The sequence below is a fragment of the Novosphingobium sp. Chol11 genome (assembly GCF_945870625.1).
In the GTDB taxonomy this organism is placed as follows: Bacteria; Pseudomonadota; Alphaproteobacteria; order Sphingomonadales; family Sphingomonadaceae; genus Novosphingobium.
On sequence record NZ_CAMBTS010000029.1, the window covers coordinates 1 to 13,571 of the forward strand.

Genomic DNA, 13,571 nt, shown 5'->3' on the forward strand with positions numbered 1-13,571 from the left:
TAGCCGCGCGCGGTGAACAGCCCGGCGATCTTGGCCAGAATGCCCGCCTCATTGTCGACGGTGATGGTGAGGACGTGGCGCTCCTGCGCCAATTGGTCGATCTGCGTCATGATCCTGTCCCTTACACCAGCGCCTTGGCGGCGTCGTCCATCGTGCCGGCTACGGTGTCGCCGTAGAGGATCATGTCGGTATGCGCAGCCCCGCTCGGGATCATCGGATAGCAATTGGCTTCCTTGGCGACGAGGCAATCGACGAACACCGGGCCCGGATGATCGATCATCGCCTGAATGCCGGCATCCAGCTGGCTTTCGTCCTCGATGCGGATGCCCTTCCAGCCGTAAGCCTCGGCCAGCTTCACGAAATCGGGCAGGCTGTCGGAGTAGGAGTTTGAATAGCGGCTTTCGTAGGTCAGTTCCTGCCACTGGCGGACCATGCCCATCCATTCGTTGTTGAGCACGAAGACCTTGACCGGCAGGCGGTACTGCGTCGCGGTGCCCAGCTCCTGGATGTTCATCTGGATCGAGGCGTCGCCCGCAATGTCGATCACCAGCGCATCGGGATGGCCCAGCTGCGCGCCGATGGCGGCGGGCAGGCCATAGCCCATCGTGCCAAGCCCGCCCGACGTGAGCCACTTGTTCGGACCGTGAAAATGAAAATACTGCGCCGCCCACATCTGGTGCTGGCCCACCTCGGTGCTGATGATCGGATCGCGGTGCTTGGTCAGTTCGTACAGCCGCTCCACCGCCAGCTGCGGCATGATCGCCGAGGCGCGGCGCGGATAGGCGAGGCTTTGGCGCGCGCGCCAGCCATCAATCCGTGCATACCATTCGGTAAGGTCCGCCTTTTCGCAATGTGCTTCGTTCCAGCCCGCGATGAGCTGCGCGAGCACCTTGGCACAATCGCCGATCACCGGCAGATCGACGCGCACGGTCTTGTTGATCGAGGCGCGGTCGATGTCGATGTGGATCTTCTTCGAATGCGGCGAGAAGGCATCGAGCCGCCCGGTCACGCGGTCGTCGAACCGCGCGCCGATGCACACCATCAAGTCGGCGCGGTTCATCGCCATGTTGGCCTCAAAGGTGCCATGCATGCCCAGCATGCCCAGCCACGCGGGGTCGCCCGCCGGAAATGCGCCGAGGCCCATCAGGGTGGAGGTGACCGGAGCGCCGGTGAGCGCCTGAAGCTCGCGCAGCAAGCGCGCCGCCTCTGGCCCCGAATTGATCACGCCGCCGCCGGTGTAGAAGATCGGCGAGGCTGCTGCCGCGATCATCTGCACCGCCTGCGCGATTTCGGCGCGGCCCGCTTCGACTTGCGGATCATAGCGATTGCGGCGCTGCGAAGCCGGCGCGGCATGCGTGACCACCCCGATCTGGACGTCCTTGGGGATATCGATCACCACCGGGCCGGGGCGGCCTTCGGTGGCGATGCGGAAGGCCTCGTCGATCGTGGCGGCGAGTTGATCGGGGTCTTTGACCAGATAGTTATGCTTGGTGCAGTGGCGCGTGATGCCGACTGTGTCGCATTCCTGAAACGCGTCCGAACCGATCAGCGAGGTCGGCACCTGGCCGGTGATCACGATCAGCGGGATCGAATCCATGAAGGCATCGGCGATCCCGGTAACCGCATTGGTCGCGCCGGGGCCGGAGGTGACGAGCACCACGCCAGGCTTGCCGGTAGCGCGGGCATAGCCTTCGGCGGCATGGGCCGCGCCTGCTTCATGGCGCACGAGGATATGGCGGATGCGGTCATCGCCAAACAACGCGTCGTAGATTGGCAGTACCGCGCCGCCGGGATAGCCGAACACGAACTCGACGCCCTTGGCAACGAGGCTTTCCACAAGGACTTCTGCGCCGGTGCGCCCGCTTTTCACGCTACCATTCCTTCAAAATCAAGACGGCCCCATACCGGCTTGCGTGTGCTTTGCCAAAAGCAGAATTGTGCCAAAAAAGATCGAGCCCGGGGCAGAGGCAAGGCTGCGCCGGGCTGATCTCGTTGTTGGGTGCGCTATACGACATAAAACATCATGTCAACCGCCTAAACTTGAAATAAAGATGCTGCAGGTGGGATACTCGTGGAATTTTCGTATTCCAGACGCGGCCAACTGGCTGGGGGCTGGTTGCGTAGCCAAGTATACTGACGCTTGGCATAACGCCGTGTGGCCTGGCTACCCGCCGCCAGCGCTTCGGCCTCGCTCATCTCGCCGCGCAGCAGCGCGGTGATCTCGGCCACACCGATGGCCTGCATCACCGGTAGCGCCGGATCGAGCTTGCGCGCCTGCAAGGTTTCCACTTCCGCAATTGCGCCGCCGCGGAGCATGGCCTCGAACCGTTGGTCGCAGCGGGCGTAGAGCCACGCGCGGTCGGGGATCAGGATGACAGGGTGCAAGGCAATCTCGCCGCCGATGCCGCCCTCGCGGCTTTCCTGCCAAAGGCGCAAGGGATGGCCAGTGCTGCGCACCACTTCAAGCGCCCGCGCGATCCTCGCGCGGTCTGCGGGCGCGAGGCTTTCGGCCGCGATGGGATCTTCGGCGCAGATAGCGGCATAGGCTTCGCTGATCGGCAGCGCTCGCACTTCGGCGCGCACATAGGGGTCGATTGCGGGCACCGGGGCGATCCCATCGAGCAAGGTGCGCAAGTAAAACCCGGTGCCGCCCACCAGAATGGGCAGCGCGCCTGCGGCATGCGCCTCGGCGATCTCAGCCTTGGCGGCGGTTGCCCAATCGGCAGCCGAGCAGGCGGTGGCCCCGTCCCACGCACCGAACAGGCGATGCGGAATACCGCCCATGTCATCCGGCGTGGGCCGCGCGCTCAGCACGGCAAGATCGGCGTAGACTTGCGCGCTATCGGCATTGATGATCCGCGCTGATCGGCCCGCCTCTGCTTGCGCGAGGGCCAGCCTTACCGCAAGATCGCTCTTGCCGCTCGCGGTTGGCCCTGCAATGAGCGCGAGCGGCGGCTTTGCGGCCGCGTTTTGAGGGGAATTGCCAGTGCTCATCGCGCGGCTGATAGCAGAGCAAGAGACGCTTGGAGACAATCTCTCGCTCGCTATGGAAATGATTGAGGCGCGCGGCTGGGAAGTGGCGGGCGCGGGCATGCTGGAAACCAGCGATATCGTGCTCGAGCTTGAGCTGATCGAGGGCACGGATGCGCCCCAAGTGGCCGATGTCCGCCGGATCCTCGATCAATGTTTCCCCGTGTGCGATCTGTTGCTGTCGCGCAGCGCCATGGCGATCCCGCGCCTGTTCGTCTCGGACATGGATTCGACCATGATTGATGCCGAATGCATCGATGAACTGGCCGATTTTGCCGGGATCAAGCCGCAGATCGTCGCGATCACCGAGCGCGCGATGCGGGGCGAGCTTGATTTCGAGGCCGCGCTGCGCGAGCGGGTCGCCCTGCTGAAGGGGCTGCCGGAGGACGCCATCCGCCAATGCCTTGACGAAAGCATCCATCCGATGCCGGGCGCGCGCACGCTCGTTGCGACTCTGAAAGCGCTGGGCTGCCATACTGTGCTGGTTACGGGCGGTTTTCATGCCTTTGCCGATCCGGTTGGCCTGCAGCTCGGGTTTGACCGGGTCCTTGCCAACGGGCTCGGGCTGCATGACGGCGCGCTGACGGGCGAAGTGGTTGGCGGGATTGTCGATAGTGCGGTCAAAAGGAAGGTTCTGCTCGAAGAAGCGGCGCGGCTGGGGGAGGGGGCGACAAGCCTTGCCACTGGCGACGGGGCCAATGATATCCCGATGCTCGAGGCCGCGACGCTGGGGCTGGCCTATCGCGCCAAGCCAAAGGCGCGCGCCGCCGCCGATGGCTGGATCGAGCGCGGCGATCTGACCGCGATCCTCGATCTGTTCGGGATTGCACGCGCTGAGTGGGTGGTTGGGACCGAGTAGCCGGTTGACGAGATATTTACATTGATGTTAGTAATGGAGTTGCAAACACCTTCGGGAGGCCATTTGTGAACGCCGTAACCGCCGTCTTTGAAGCCGACTCCTTTTCCTCATTGCCGCTGTTCGACCCGCGCCGCCCGGCGCTCAAGCTGCGCCCGCGCAAGGCGCTGCATCATTTCCGCGAGCTGTTGAAAAACAAGGAAAACACCGAGGAGGTGTTTCACATCTTCGAAGCGCTGCCGTGGCTCAAGCTGCGCAAGGCGGGCGCGGCGTTCCTCACTTCCGAGCGCGGCCAGGCGCTGCGCGCGCGCGAACCGTTCCTGCCCGCAATTCTCGATGATCACGCCGCGCTGCGCCGCATGCCCGCCGGATCGCTGGCGCATGCGTATTGCGATTTCATGGAGCGCGAAGGTCTCTCTGCGCAAGGGCTGGTGGATGAGTTCACCAAGTTCGCCGTGCACCATCCGGACTATCAGGACCAGTTCAAGTGGTACATGAACCGGCTGCGCGATGTGCATGATATGCTGCATGTTTTGACGGGCTATGGCCGCGATGCGCTGGGCGAGGCTTCGGTGCTGGCGTTCACGTTCAGCCAGCAGCCAGCGCTCGCCAACGTGTTCATCGCCTACATGGCCGGGCTCAATATCCGCAAGCAAGTGCCTAGTGGCGCGCCGATTCTGAAGGCGATTCGCGAAGGCCAGCGCCTCGGCAAGGCCTGCCCGCGTCTGTGCGAACAATCGATCACCGCGCTGCTGCCAATGCCTTTGGAAGAAGTACGCCGCAAACTGAACATCACGCCTACGGTGCACTATGCCGCCGCGCACAAGGTGTGGGCCGAGATGGGCGTCGATCCTTATGACCTGCTGGGGCAGAAGGCGGCCTGAGCTAGGCCCATCCGCCAGCCCTGCGGGCTGCCACCTCCTCGAGCTTGCTCGGGGAGGTGGCAGCCCGCAGGCGGGTCGGAGGGGCTTTTTACCCTTCCATCCAGTCGCGGAAGAAGCTGTCGCTGGCTTCGCGCAGGGCGCTCAAGGGTACCGAAATCTGGGGGCCCTGCTCGTCAGCCTCGAATACCACAGCATCTCCGGCCACCCGCCCAAGCCATAGCGGGGGTATGTCACCGACTGTGGCGTGCTCGACAAACGCATTGAACTGCGCGGTTTCAGCTGCCGGGATAGTGACCACGTAGCAACCTTGGAACTCGCTGAAGAGCATCGCTGCGTGGCGGGAGAGATAATCTCCGAAGTGAGCGCCAAGATTGCTCGCAAGCGCCATTTCGGCAATCGCGACCAGAAGGCCGCCATCGGCAATATCGTGGACCGCCGTGACCATTCCAGCAGCGATCAGATGCCGCACAACCTCGGCAGCTTCGCGTTCATGAGCGAGGTCGACCTGCGGCGGCGCTCCCTCCTCGCGGCCCAGAACTTCGCGCAGCCAGAGGGACTGACCCAGATGCGGCAGCGGGCGACCGATCAGATAAATCTCCTCGCCCTCGTTCTTGAAAGCAATCGTCGCCATCTTGCGATGGTCGTCCATCAGCCCAACCCCGCCAATTGCGGGCGTTGGCAGGATCGCCGAACCGCCGCCGGTCGCCTTGCTCTCGTTGTAGAGCGAGACGTTGCCGCTCACGATAGGATAGTCGAGCGCGCGGCAGGCGTCGGCCATGCCGCTCAGGCAACCGACGATCTGCGCCATGATTTCGGGGCGTTGCGGGTTGGCGAAGTTCAGGCAGTTGGTGATCGCCAGCGGCACCGCGCCGACCGCGCTGATGTTGCGATAGGTCTCGGCCACCGCTTGCTTGCCGCCTTCATACGGGTCGGCATAGCAATAGCGCGGGGTGCAATCGGTGCTCATCGCCAGCGCCTTGTGGGTGCCATGGAGGCGAACGACCGCTGCGTCGCCGCCCGATCTCTGCATGGTGTCTGCGCCGACCTGCGAATCGTATTGCTCCCAGATCCAGCGGCGGCTGGCGAGATCGGGACAGGCCATCAGCTTGAGCAGGTCAGCTGCGATATCGGTGCTTTCGGGGATATCGCCCAGCGGAGCTACGTTGGCCCACGCCTTGTAGTCTTCGGGCGACAGATAAGGCCGATCATAAAGCGGCGCGTCATCCGCCAGCGGGCCGAGCGGGATGTCGCAGACCACTTCGCCGTCAAACTCCAGCACCATGTGGCCTGTATCTGTCACTTCGCCGATGACCGCGAAATCAAGCTCCCACTTCTTGAAGATCGCCTCGGCCATCGGCTCCTTGCCGGGCTTCAGGACCATCAGCATGCGTTCCTGGCTCTCGCTCAGCATCATCTCGTAAGGTGTCATGCCCTCCTCGCGGCAGGGCACGGCGTTCATGTTGAGCCGGATGCCCGCGCCGCCCTTGCTCGCCATTTCGACCGAGGAGGAGGTGAGGCCCGCCGCGCCCATGTCCTGGATCGCCACAATCGCGTCGGTAGCCATGAGTTCGAGGCAGGCCTCGATCAGCAGCTTTTCGGTGAACGGATCGCCGACTTGCACGGTGGGGCGCTTCTCGTCAGACTTGTCGTCGAAATCGGCGCTGGCCATGGTTGCGCCGTGGATGCCGTCGCGGCCGGTCTTGGATCCGACATAGACAATCGAATTGCCGATGCCGGTGGCTGCGGAATAGAAAATGCGGCTCTGATCCGCAACGCCCACGGTCATGGCATTGACGAGGATGTTGCCGTCATAGGCTTTGTGGAAATTGGTCTCGCCGCCGACGGTGGGCACGCCGACGCAATTGCCATAGCCGCCAATCCCTGCGACCACGCCTTGCACCAAGTGCTTCATCTTGGGGTGATCGGGCCGCCCGAAGCGCAGCGCGTTCATGTTCGCAATCGGCCGCGCGCCCATGGTGAAGACGTCGCGCAGGATGCCGCCGACACCGGTCGCCGCGCCCTGATAGGGCTCGATGTAACTCGGGTGGTTGTGGCTCTCCATCTTGAAAATCGCGGCGAGCTTGGTGCCGTCCGGGCCATCACCGATATCGATTACGCCGGCATTTTCGCCCGGGCCGCAAATCACCCAGGGAGCCTGCGTCGGCAGCTTCTTGAGGTGGATACGGCTCGATTTGTAAGAGCAGTGTTCGGACCACATGACCGAGAAAATGCCGAGCTCGACCATGTTTGGCTCGCGCCCCAGCGCGCTCAGCACGCGGGCATATTCTTCCTCGGACAGCCCGTGGGCGGCGACGGTTTCTGCGGTGATCTCGGCCATTGCCTGCCCTTAGCGAGGGAGCGGGGGCAAGGCGAGTCTCAAGCGGTAGGCTTTACACGAGTCGATTGCAGCCAGACAGCAAGCGCGGTGAGCACGCTATAGGCGGTGAGCGCGGTCAGCGGCAGGCTGGCATCGACAACCGTGGTGCGCGGGCCAAACCAATCGACGGCTTGGACCAGCGCGAGAACCACCACGAACACGCCCAGCGCCCATCCCGCGCGCGTCGAAGCTGGGCGGGTGCGCGCGATGTAGAAAGCAAGCGCGCCGAAGGCCATGCCAAGCTCCAGCGGCCGTTCGATCAGTGGCGTGTTCCACAGGCCAAGCTCCAACTTTGGCGGCGATCCGGCGAGTGTAAGGTCGGGGCGGTGAACGAGGTAGTCGACCAGCCAGTGCGAGACGACGACGAGCGCGGCAATCAGCGCGGCCTGATGGCTCCGGAAGATCAACCCGATCAGCGCGGCAAAGCCGGCCGCCCAAACGCCGGTGCCAAGCAGGCTGTGGGTGTAGGGCATGTCATAAAGGTCGAGCCAGTTGCTTGCAATTATCCCCGGCACGAGCCGCAAATGTTCGACACCCAGCAGCACGAAGCCGAAGAAGCCGAAGTCGATCAGCTGGGCCGCAACCATCAACACGCCGAGTGGCGGGGCTTTGCGCGCGGTTGCGGCGACAAAAGCTGGTGCGAAGTGGCCAATAAACAAGCGCTTAACTGCCAAACGTGCGCGCAGCCCAGACCGCGGCGGTGGCGGCAGTTGCCGTGGCGAAGGCCCCCCATGTTATATCAATCAGCGTGACATGCACCGGCCAGCGCGCGAGCGTTGCCTGATTGGTGAGGTCATAGGTCATGTAGCACAAGGCCCCGAGCAGCGCGCCATTGAGCGCGCCCGCACCGATGCCTTGCGCAATGCCAGGGCGCACCGCGAACCAAACGAGGCCCGCAAGATAAGCGAGATAGAATACTCCCGCTGGCGCGAGGCGAAACGTGGGTGCCAAAAGATCGCCCAGCGCCGGGCGATAGAGGTTTGGTCCGGCCCAGCCGAGCCACATGGCGTCGAGTGCGCCAAAAATGAGCGCCGCAGTAAAATAGGCAATCACAAGCTGCATAGCATTTCTCCGGTTGTCGATGCTTGACCCCATGGCGCTCGGCGGTCAATGCTATCACCGATGGAACAGAAGAACGATCTTGGCGAGATGAGCTTTGAGGACGCGTTGAAGGCGCTGGAGGATGTTGTGCGGCGGCTGGAAGGCGGCGATGCGCCGCTGGATGAGGCGATCGGCCTTTACGCTAGGGGAGATGCACTGCGGGCGCACTGCCAGGCCCGGCTCGATGCGGCACAAGTGCGGATCGAAGCGATCATCACCGATCGCGACGGGCGCGCCGCCGGGCTGCGCCCGTTCGACGACAATGCAGGTGCCGCTTGATGACGACAAACCTTGCTGAACGCGCCGGAGCGCTGCTCGCACCCGCGCTTGAACGGATTGCGCGAGAAATCAACGAGAGCTTCGACGCCTTGCTGCCAATGCCTCACGATCCGCGCGACCGGCTGGTCGAGGCAATGCGCTATGCCGCCATCGGCGGGGGCAAGCGGCTGCGCCCTTTGCTGGTCAGCGCGACCGCTGGCATGTTTGGCGCTGATCGCCACGCCGCCATCCGCGCTGGCACCGCGATCGAGGCGATCCATGTCTATTCGCTGATCCACGACGACCTGCCGTGCATGGACAACGACGCGTTGCGGCACGGCAAGCCGACTTTGCATCTGGCGTTCGATGAGGCGACGGCGGTCTTGGCGGGCGATGCGCTGCACGACTTTGCCTTCGAGGTGCTTTCCGACCCCGATATCAGCGGCGATCCGTTCGTGCGGATCGAATTGGTGCGCACGCTGGCCATGGCCAGCGGGATGAGCGGGATGGCGGGCGGCCAGATGATGGACATCGTTGCCGAAAGCAATTCCTTCGATCTGCCGACGGTAACGCGGCTGCAACAGCTCAAGACCGGCGCCTTGCTTGGCGCGGCGGTTGAAATGGGCGCGATTCTGGGGCGCATCCCGCACGAGGGCCGCAGTCATCTGCGCGGCTATGCCCGCGATATCGGGCTTGCTTTCCAGATCGCCGACGATCTGCTGGATACCGAGGGCGACGAGGCGGCGGCGGGCAAGGCGCTGCGCAAGGATGAAGTGGCGGGCAAGGAAACCTTCGTCTCGTTGCTCGGCCCGGCGCGCGCGCGCGAACAGGCGGCGTTTCTGGTGGAGCAAGCGGTTTCGCATCTGTCTTCGTACGGAGAAGAAGCTGATCTGCTGCGCGCGCTGGCGCGTTTCATCATCGAGAGGAATCATTGAATGGGAGAGATGCTGGGGGCGGCGAGAATCGGGATTTATCCTGGTACCTTCGATCCGATCACGCTGGGTCATCTTGATATCATCCGGCGCGGCGCGAAGCTGGTCGATCAGCTGATCATCGGGGTGACCACCAATCTTTCGAAAAATCCGATGTTCACGCCGGAAGAGCGCATGGCGATGGTGACGCGCGAAGTCACCGCGCAAGGTATCGAAAACGTCAGCGTGGTCGGCTTTAACGCTTTGCTGATGCGCTTTGCCGAGCGTCAGGGAGCCAGCGTGATCGTGCGAGGACTGCGCGCAGTGGCCGATTTCGAGTATGAGTATCAGATGGCAGGAATGAACCAGCAGCTCAACGACCAGATCGAAACGGTGTTTCTGATGGCGGACGTGAGCCTTCAGCCGATCGCCTCGAAGCTGGTGAAGGAAATCGCGCTGTTCGGCGGCGAAGTCGGGGATTTCGTCACCCCTGCGGTGCGCGAAGATGTGGTGGCGCGCGTGGCCCTGATGGGGCAATTGGGCGACTATTGAGCGCAGCGCGCAGCGCGCAGCGCACGGTTCCCGTTTTTTGTTCATTGCAGGCTCAGCCCGCCGCGCCTATCCGCAGGCGTTCTTTATCGACAAGGTGGTCCGATTGATGTTTTCGCGCTTTATCACGCACTTGGCACTGGGCGCGATGCTGCTTGCCACGCCCGCGCTGGCTCAGGCGCCGCAACCCAAGGAAGAGATCAAGCCGATCAAGATCGATCCGATCATCCGGACGCAAACCGAAGATTATGCGGTCAATACCGCGCTCGATTTTGAACCGGAGAATATCCTGCTGCTCGACCTTTCCAATGGCGGGCGCGTGGCCATCCGGCTGATGCCGCAGTGGGCATCGCGTCATGTCGAGCGGGTCAAGCAGCTTGTGCGCGAAGGCTTTTACAATGGCGTGATTTTTCACCGCGTCATCGATGGCTTCATGGCGCAGACCGGCGATCCCACCGGCACCGGGCAAGGAGGCTCGAAGCTGCCCGATCTGGACGCAGAATTCAACGATCACCCGCATCTGCGCGGCAGCATCTCGATGGCGCGCACCGATGCTCCCAATTCGGCCAACAGCCAGTTCTTCATCGTGTTTTATCCGCGGTTTGCGCTCGATCACAAATATACCAATTTTGGCCGGGTGATTAGCGGCATGGACTTTGTCGACACCATCACAAGGGGCGAGCCGCCCAAGAGCCCGACGAAGATCGTTCAGGCCTCGTTCGCCGCGGATAACAAACCGCGGCCGGCGCCTCCTGCGCCTGCGGCTCCGGGGAAGATTACGGCCGACATGCTCAGCAACTCGGTGCCGAACTAGACAGCGCCTGCGGGCGGGGCCTGCCATGCGTGTAGACCTGTTTGATTTCGCCCTTCCGCCTGATCGGGTCGCGCTGCGCCCGGCAAGCCCGCGCGATTCGGCGCGGTTGCTGGTGGCAGAGGGCACCGGCCCGCTCGGTGACCGCATCGTTCGCGATCTGCCCGGTCTGCTGCGGCGCGGCGATGTGCTGGTGTTCAACGATACCCGGGTGATCCCGGCGCAGCTTGAAGGGATACGCGGCAATCCGGGCGGAGCCGGAGCCCGGATCGGCGCGACCTTGCACAAGCGGATTGATCTGCGGCGCTGGCAGGCGTTCGTGCGCAATGGCAAGCGGCTGCGCGGGGGCGATGTGATCGGTTTTGGCAACGACGTGACCGGCGTCGCCGAAGCGCTGCATGCCGACGGCAGCTGGACGCTATGCTTTCCTGGCGACGAGCCGGTCGAAGTGCTGCTCGAGCGCGCCGGAACCATGCCGCTGCCGCCCTATATCGCAGGAAAACGCCCCGCCGACGAACAAGACCGGCTTGATTACCAGACGATGTTCGCGGCCAAAGACGGCGCGGTCGCCGCGCCGACCGCCGCGCTGCATTTCACCGCCGAACTGATGGCCGGGCTGGCGCAGGCAGGCGTGCTGAGCGAGACGCTGACGTTGCATGTCGGCGCGGGTACGTTTTTGCCGGTCAAGGCCGAAGACACAGCTGAACACGCGATGCATGCCGAATGGGGCCGGATCGAGCCCGAGGTGGCCGACCGGCTGAACGAAGCGCGCGCGCGCGGCGGCCGGATCATCGCGGTGGGCACCACCAGCCTGCGCCTGCTCGAAAGCGCGACCGGCGCAGACCGGGTGATCCGGCCCTTTGCCGGCGATACCTCGATCTTCATCACGCCGGGCTATGCCTTCTGCGCGATCGACGGGCTGATGACCAACTTTCACCTGCCCAGATCGACGCTGTTCATACTGGTCAGCGCGCTGATGGGGTTGGAGCGCATGCAGGCGGTCTATGCCCATGCCATCGCGAACGACTATCGGTTTTACAGCTATGGCGATTCGAGCCTGTTGTTGCCCGGTGGTCCGGCCTGAAACCCGATGACTCGAGTCATTCTGTTCAACAAGCCGTTCGGCGTGCTCTCGCAATTTACCGACGCGGGCAGCGAGACGGCGCGGGCGACTTTGTCTGAATTCATCGCCGTGCCGGGGGTTTATCCCGCCGGGCGGCTGGACCGGGATAGCGAGGGACTGCTGCTGCTCACCGATGACGGCAGGCTTCAGGCGCAGATTGCCGATCCGCGCTTCAAGCTGCCCAAGACGTATCTGGTTCAGATCGAGGGGGTGCTCGGCGATGATGGGCTGATGGCGCTGCGCCGGGGGGTGCTGCTCAAGGATGGCATGACGCTTCCCGCCGAGGCCGAGCGGATCGAACCACCGCAGCTATGGCCGCGCGATCCGCCGGTGCGGTTTCGCAAGACTGTGCCCGATTGCTGGATATCGCTGACCATCCGCGAAGGCCGAAACCGGCAGGTACGGCGCATGACCGCCGTCATTGGCAATCCTGCGCTGCGGCTGGTGCGCTGGTCGATCGGCGAATGGACGCTGGCCGATCTTGCGCCCGGCGCATGGCGCGAGGGCTGATGGCTAATCGGCGTCGAAGGCCAGGTTGCCCTGATTGAACAGAATCTCCAGCAGCGCGATGCTGCTGGCCGGCGCAATCAACGTGGAATCGAGCACGAAGCAGGCCGAGGCGCAAAGGCGCTCCGCCAGCGCCGCAGCGGCAGGGTCGCAATGGATGGGCTCACCATCGACAAATAGCACCAGCGCGCCGTCGCCGGAGCGGATGAAGGCATAGCGGCTGGCGGGATTGCGGCGAAGTGTCCGCCCGGCGGCGACAGCCTCCACCAGATCCGCGCGCGCGACCGGGGCTTCAAGCTGCCAGTCAGTCTCGGGATATTTGGGCGTGGTGGTAAAGGCACCGAACCAGCGCGCAAACGCTTCGGCGTCATCCAGCCGCGCCGCGATCATGGCACGCAGCTCTTCCAGCGCCTGCGGCATGATCTCGCCGGGATTGGCCTGGCGCGCCAGACCCGGATCGGCAAAGCGATCATCGTCATCAAGGCGGTCCAAGGCCGCATCGCACCAGTTCGAGAGCAGCTCGCGGCGCGATGGCGCGCGAAAGCCGATCGAGTAGGTCATGCAATCATCGCCGACCGCCACCCCGTTGTGCGCAAAACGGGGCGGCACATAGAGGATGTCGCCCGGTTCCAGCAGCCATTCCGAGGTGGGTTCGAAATCGGCAAGCAGGCGCAAGTCGTCGTGCGGCAAGAGCGGGGTCTGCGCATCGCACAGCGGGCCGATCTGCCAGCGTCGCCGCCCGAGGCCCTGCACCAGAAACACGTCGTACTGGTCAAAATGCGGACCAACGCCGCCGCCATCGCTCGCGTAGCTGACCATCACATCATCGATCCGCCAATTGGGGATGAAGCGAAACGGTTCGATCAGCGCGGCCACTTCGGGAACATGGTGATCCACCGCCTGCACCAGCAGGGTCCACGGCTGCTTGCCCAGCTTGCTGAAGCGCTTCTCGGAAAAATGCCCCTCTTCCATCGCCCACTTGCTGCCAGCTTGCCGGATCAGCCGCGCCTCGATCCCCTCTTCGCAAGCGAGGCCAGCCAGCTCGTCGGGGCTGAGCGGGTTGTGCCAGCGCGCCCAGGGATTGCGGATGAGCAGCGGCTGCTGCTGCCAATTGTCGCGCAGGAATGCAGCGGAATCGAAATCGGTGAAATGCATCATGCGCTG

Annotated in this window: 14 protein-coding genes and 1 pseudogene; 8 read left to right on the top strand and 7 right to left on the bottom strand. The window is 63.8% G+C overall.

Annotated elements, in window-relative coordinates; genetic code table 11:
• The 3 genes and pseudogenes from Q0O40_RS07065 to miaA all read right to left on the bottom strand — a co-directional run.
• Nucleotides 1-110 (bottom strand): annotated as a pseudogene (locus tag Q0O40_RS07065) (acetolactate synthase small subunit); the annotation flags it as partial.
• Nucleotides 111-121: 11 nt separating this feature from the next.
• Nucleotides 122-1,870: an acetolactate synthase 3 large subunit gene (locus Q0O40_RS07070; protein WP_295527956.1), complete on the bottom strand. Its 1,749-nt coding sequence runs from the start codon at nt 1,868-1,870 to the stop codon at nt 122-124.
• A gap of 164 nt (nt 1,871-2,034) precedes the next feature.
• A complete protein-coding gene (gene miaA / locus Q0O40_RS07075) occupies nt 2,035-2,994 on the bottom strand; it encodes a tRNA (adenosine(37)-N6)-dimethylallyltransferase MiaA (RefSeq protein ID WP_295527959.1) in 960 nt (319 codons plus the stop codon).
• Between miaA and serB the strand changes: the two genes are divergently transcribed.
• Entirely contained in the window at nt 2,987-3,889 is a 903-nt protein-coding gene (gene serB / locus Q0O40_RS07080; RefSeq protein ID WP_295528015.1) for a phosphoserine phosphatase SerB, read from the top strand. The genes miaA and serB overlap by 8 nt on opposite strands.
• Before the next feature lie 65 nt (nt 3,890-3,954).
• Nucleotides 3,955-4,770, top strand: coding sequence for a Coq4 family protein (locus tag Q0O40_RS07085; protein WP_295527962.1), 816 nt, complete (start codon nt 3,955-3,957; stop codon nt 4,768-4,770).
• Between the two features lie 88 nt (nt 4,771-4,858).
• Here Q0O40_RS07085 and purL read toward each other — a convergent pair whose 3' ends face one another.
• The 3 genes from purL to Q0O40_RS07100 form a co-directional block, all read right to left on the bottom strand.
• Entirely contained in the window at nt 4,859-7,108 is a 2,250-nt protein-coding gene (gene purL / locus Q0O40_RS07090) for a phosphoribosylformylglycinamidine synthase subunit PurL (RefSeq protein ID WP_295527965.1), read from the bottom strand.
• Nucleotides 7,109-7,146: 38 nt separating this feature from the next.
• Nucleotides 7,147-7,734 (bottom strand): hypothetical protein, encoded by a 588-nt coding sequence (locus Q0O40_RS07095; RefSeq protein WP_295528017.1) that lies wholly within the window; start codon nt 7,732-7,734, stop codon nt 7,147-7,149.
• A gap of 76 nt (nt 7,735-7,810) precedes the next feature.
• On the bottom strand, nt 7,811-8,209 hold the full coding sequence (locus tag Q0O40_RS07100; RefSeq protein ID WP_295527968.1) for a DUF2177 family protein: 399 nt from the start codon (nt 8,207-8,209) through the stop codon (nt 7,811-7,813).
• A gap of 60 nt (nt 8,210-8,269) precedes the next feature.
• Between Q0O40_RS07100 and Q0O40_RS07105 the strand changes: the two genes are divergently transcribed.
• The 6 genes from Q0O40_RS07105 to Q0O40_RS07130 all read left to right on the top strand — a co-directional run bounded on the left by Q0O40_RS07105 (nt 8,270) and on the right by Q0O40_RS07130 (nt 12,410).
• A complete protein-coding gene (locus Q0O40_RS07105; protein ID WP_295527970.1) occupies nt 8,270-8,527 on the top strand; it encodes an exodeoxyribonuclease VII small subunit in 258 nt (85 codons plus the stop codon).
• Nucleotides 8,527-9,441: a polyprenyl synthetase family protein gene (locus Q0O40_RS07110; RefSeq protein WP_295527972.1), complete on the top strand. Its 915-nt coding sequence runs from the start codon at nt 8,527-8,529 to the stop codon at nt 9,439-9,441. Before Q0O40_RS07105 ends, Q0O40_RS07110 begins: the two co-directional genes overlap by 1 nt.
• Nucleotides 9,442-9,450: 9 nt before the next feature.
• Complete coding sequence (coaD, locus tag Q0O40_RS07115; protein ID WP_295528020.1) at nt 9,451-9,969, top strand: pantetheine-phosphate adenylyltransferase; 519 nt, start codon at nt 9,451-9,453, stop codon at nt 9,967-9,969.
• Nucleotides 9,970-10,075: 106 nt separating this feature from the next.
• Entirely contained in the window at nt 10,076-10,780 is a 705-nt protein-coding gene (locus tag Q0O40_RS07120; protein ID WP_295527973.1) for a peptidylprolyl isomerase, read from the top strand.
• A gap of 25 nt (nt 10,781-10,805) precedes the next feature.
• Nucleotides 10,806-11,861: a tRNA preQ1(34) S-adenosylmethionine ribosyltransferase-isomerase QueA gene (queA, locus tag Q0O40_RS07125; RefSeq protein ID WP_295527976.1), complete on the top strand. Its 1,056-nt coding sequence runs from the start codon at nt 10,806-10,808 to the stop codon at nt 11,859-11,861.
• 6 nt (nt 11,862-11,867) lie between these two features.
• On the top strand, nt 11,868-12,410 hold the full coding sequence (locus Q0O40_RS07130) for a pseudouridine synthase (protein ID WP_295527978.1): 543 nt from the start codon (nt 11,868-11,870) through the stop codon (nt 12,408-12,410).
• Nucleotides 12,411-12,413: 3 nt separating this feature from the next.
• Here the strand turns inward: Q0O40_RS07130 and Q0O40_RS07135 are convergent, their stop codons facing one another.
• On the bottom strand, nt 12,414-13,562 hold the full coding sequence (locus Q0O40_RS07135) for a cupin domain-containing protein (protein ID WP_295528023.1): 1,149 nt from the start codon (nt 13,560-13,562) through the stop codon (nt 12,414-12,416).
• Between the last annotated feature and the right edge of the window lie 9 nt (nt 13,563-13,571).

Excerpts from the sequence above, each read along its gene's own strand:
- Q0O40_RS07135 (WP_295528023.1), bottom strand. The coding sequence starts at position 13,562 with ATGCATTTCACCGATTTCGATTCCGCTGCATTCCTGCGCGACAATTGG.
- queA (WP_295527976.1), top strand. The coding sequence starts at position 10,806 with ATGCGTGTAGACCTGTTTGATTTCGCCCTTCCGCCTGATCGGGTCGCG.
- Q0O40_RS07095 (WP_295528017.1), bottom strand. The coding sequence starts at position 7,734 with ATGGTTGCGGCCCAGCTGATCGACTTCGGCTTCTTCGGCTTCGTGCTG.
- Q0O40_RS07100 (WP_295527968.1), bottom strand. The coding sequence starts at position 8,209 with ATGCAGCTTGTGATTGCCTATTTTACTGCGGCGCTCATTTTTGGCGCA.
- coaD (WP_295528020.1), top strand. The coding sequence starts at position 9,451 with ATGCTGGGGGCGGCGAGAATCGGGATTTATCCTGGTACCTTCGATCCG.
- Q0O40_RS07120 (WP_295527973.1), top strand. The coding sequence starts at position 10,076 with ATGTTTTCGCGCTTTATCACGCACTTGGCACTGGGCGCGATGCTGCTT.
- purL (WP_295527965.1), bottom strand. The coding sequence starts at position 7,108 with ATGGCCGAGATCACCGCAGAAACCGTCGCCGCCCACGGGCTGTCCGAG.
- miaA (WP_295527959.1), bottom strand. The coding sequence starts at position 2,994 with ATGAGCACTGGCAATTCCCCTCAAAACGCGGCCGCAAAGCCGCCGCTC.
- Q0O40_RS07105 (WP_295527970.1), top strand. The coding sequence starts at position 8,270 with ATGGAACAGAAGAACGATCTTGGCGAGATGAGCTTTGAGGACGCGTTG.
- Q0O40_RS07110 (WP_295527972.1), top strand. The coding sequence starts at position 8,527 with ATGACGACAAACCTTGCTGAACGCGCCGGAGCGCTGCTCGCACCCGCG.
- Q0O40_RS07130 (WP_295527978.1), top strand. The coding sequence starts at position 11,868 with ATGACTCGAGTCATTCTGTTCAACAAGCCGTTCGGCGTGCTCTCGCAA.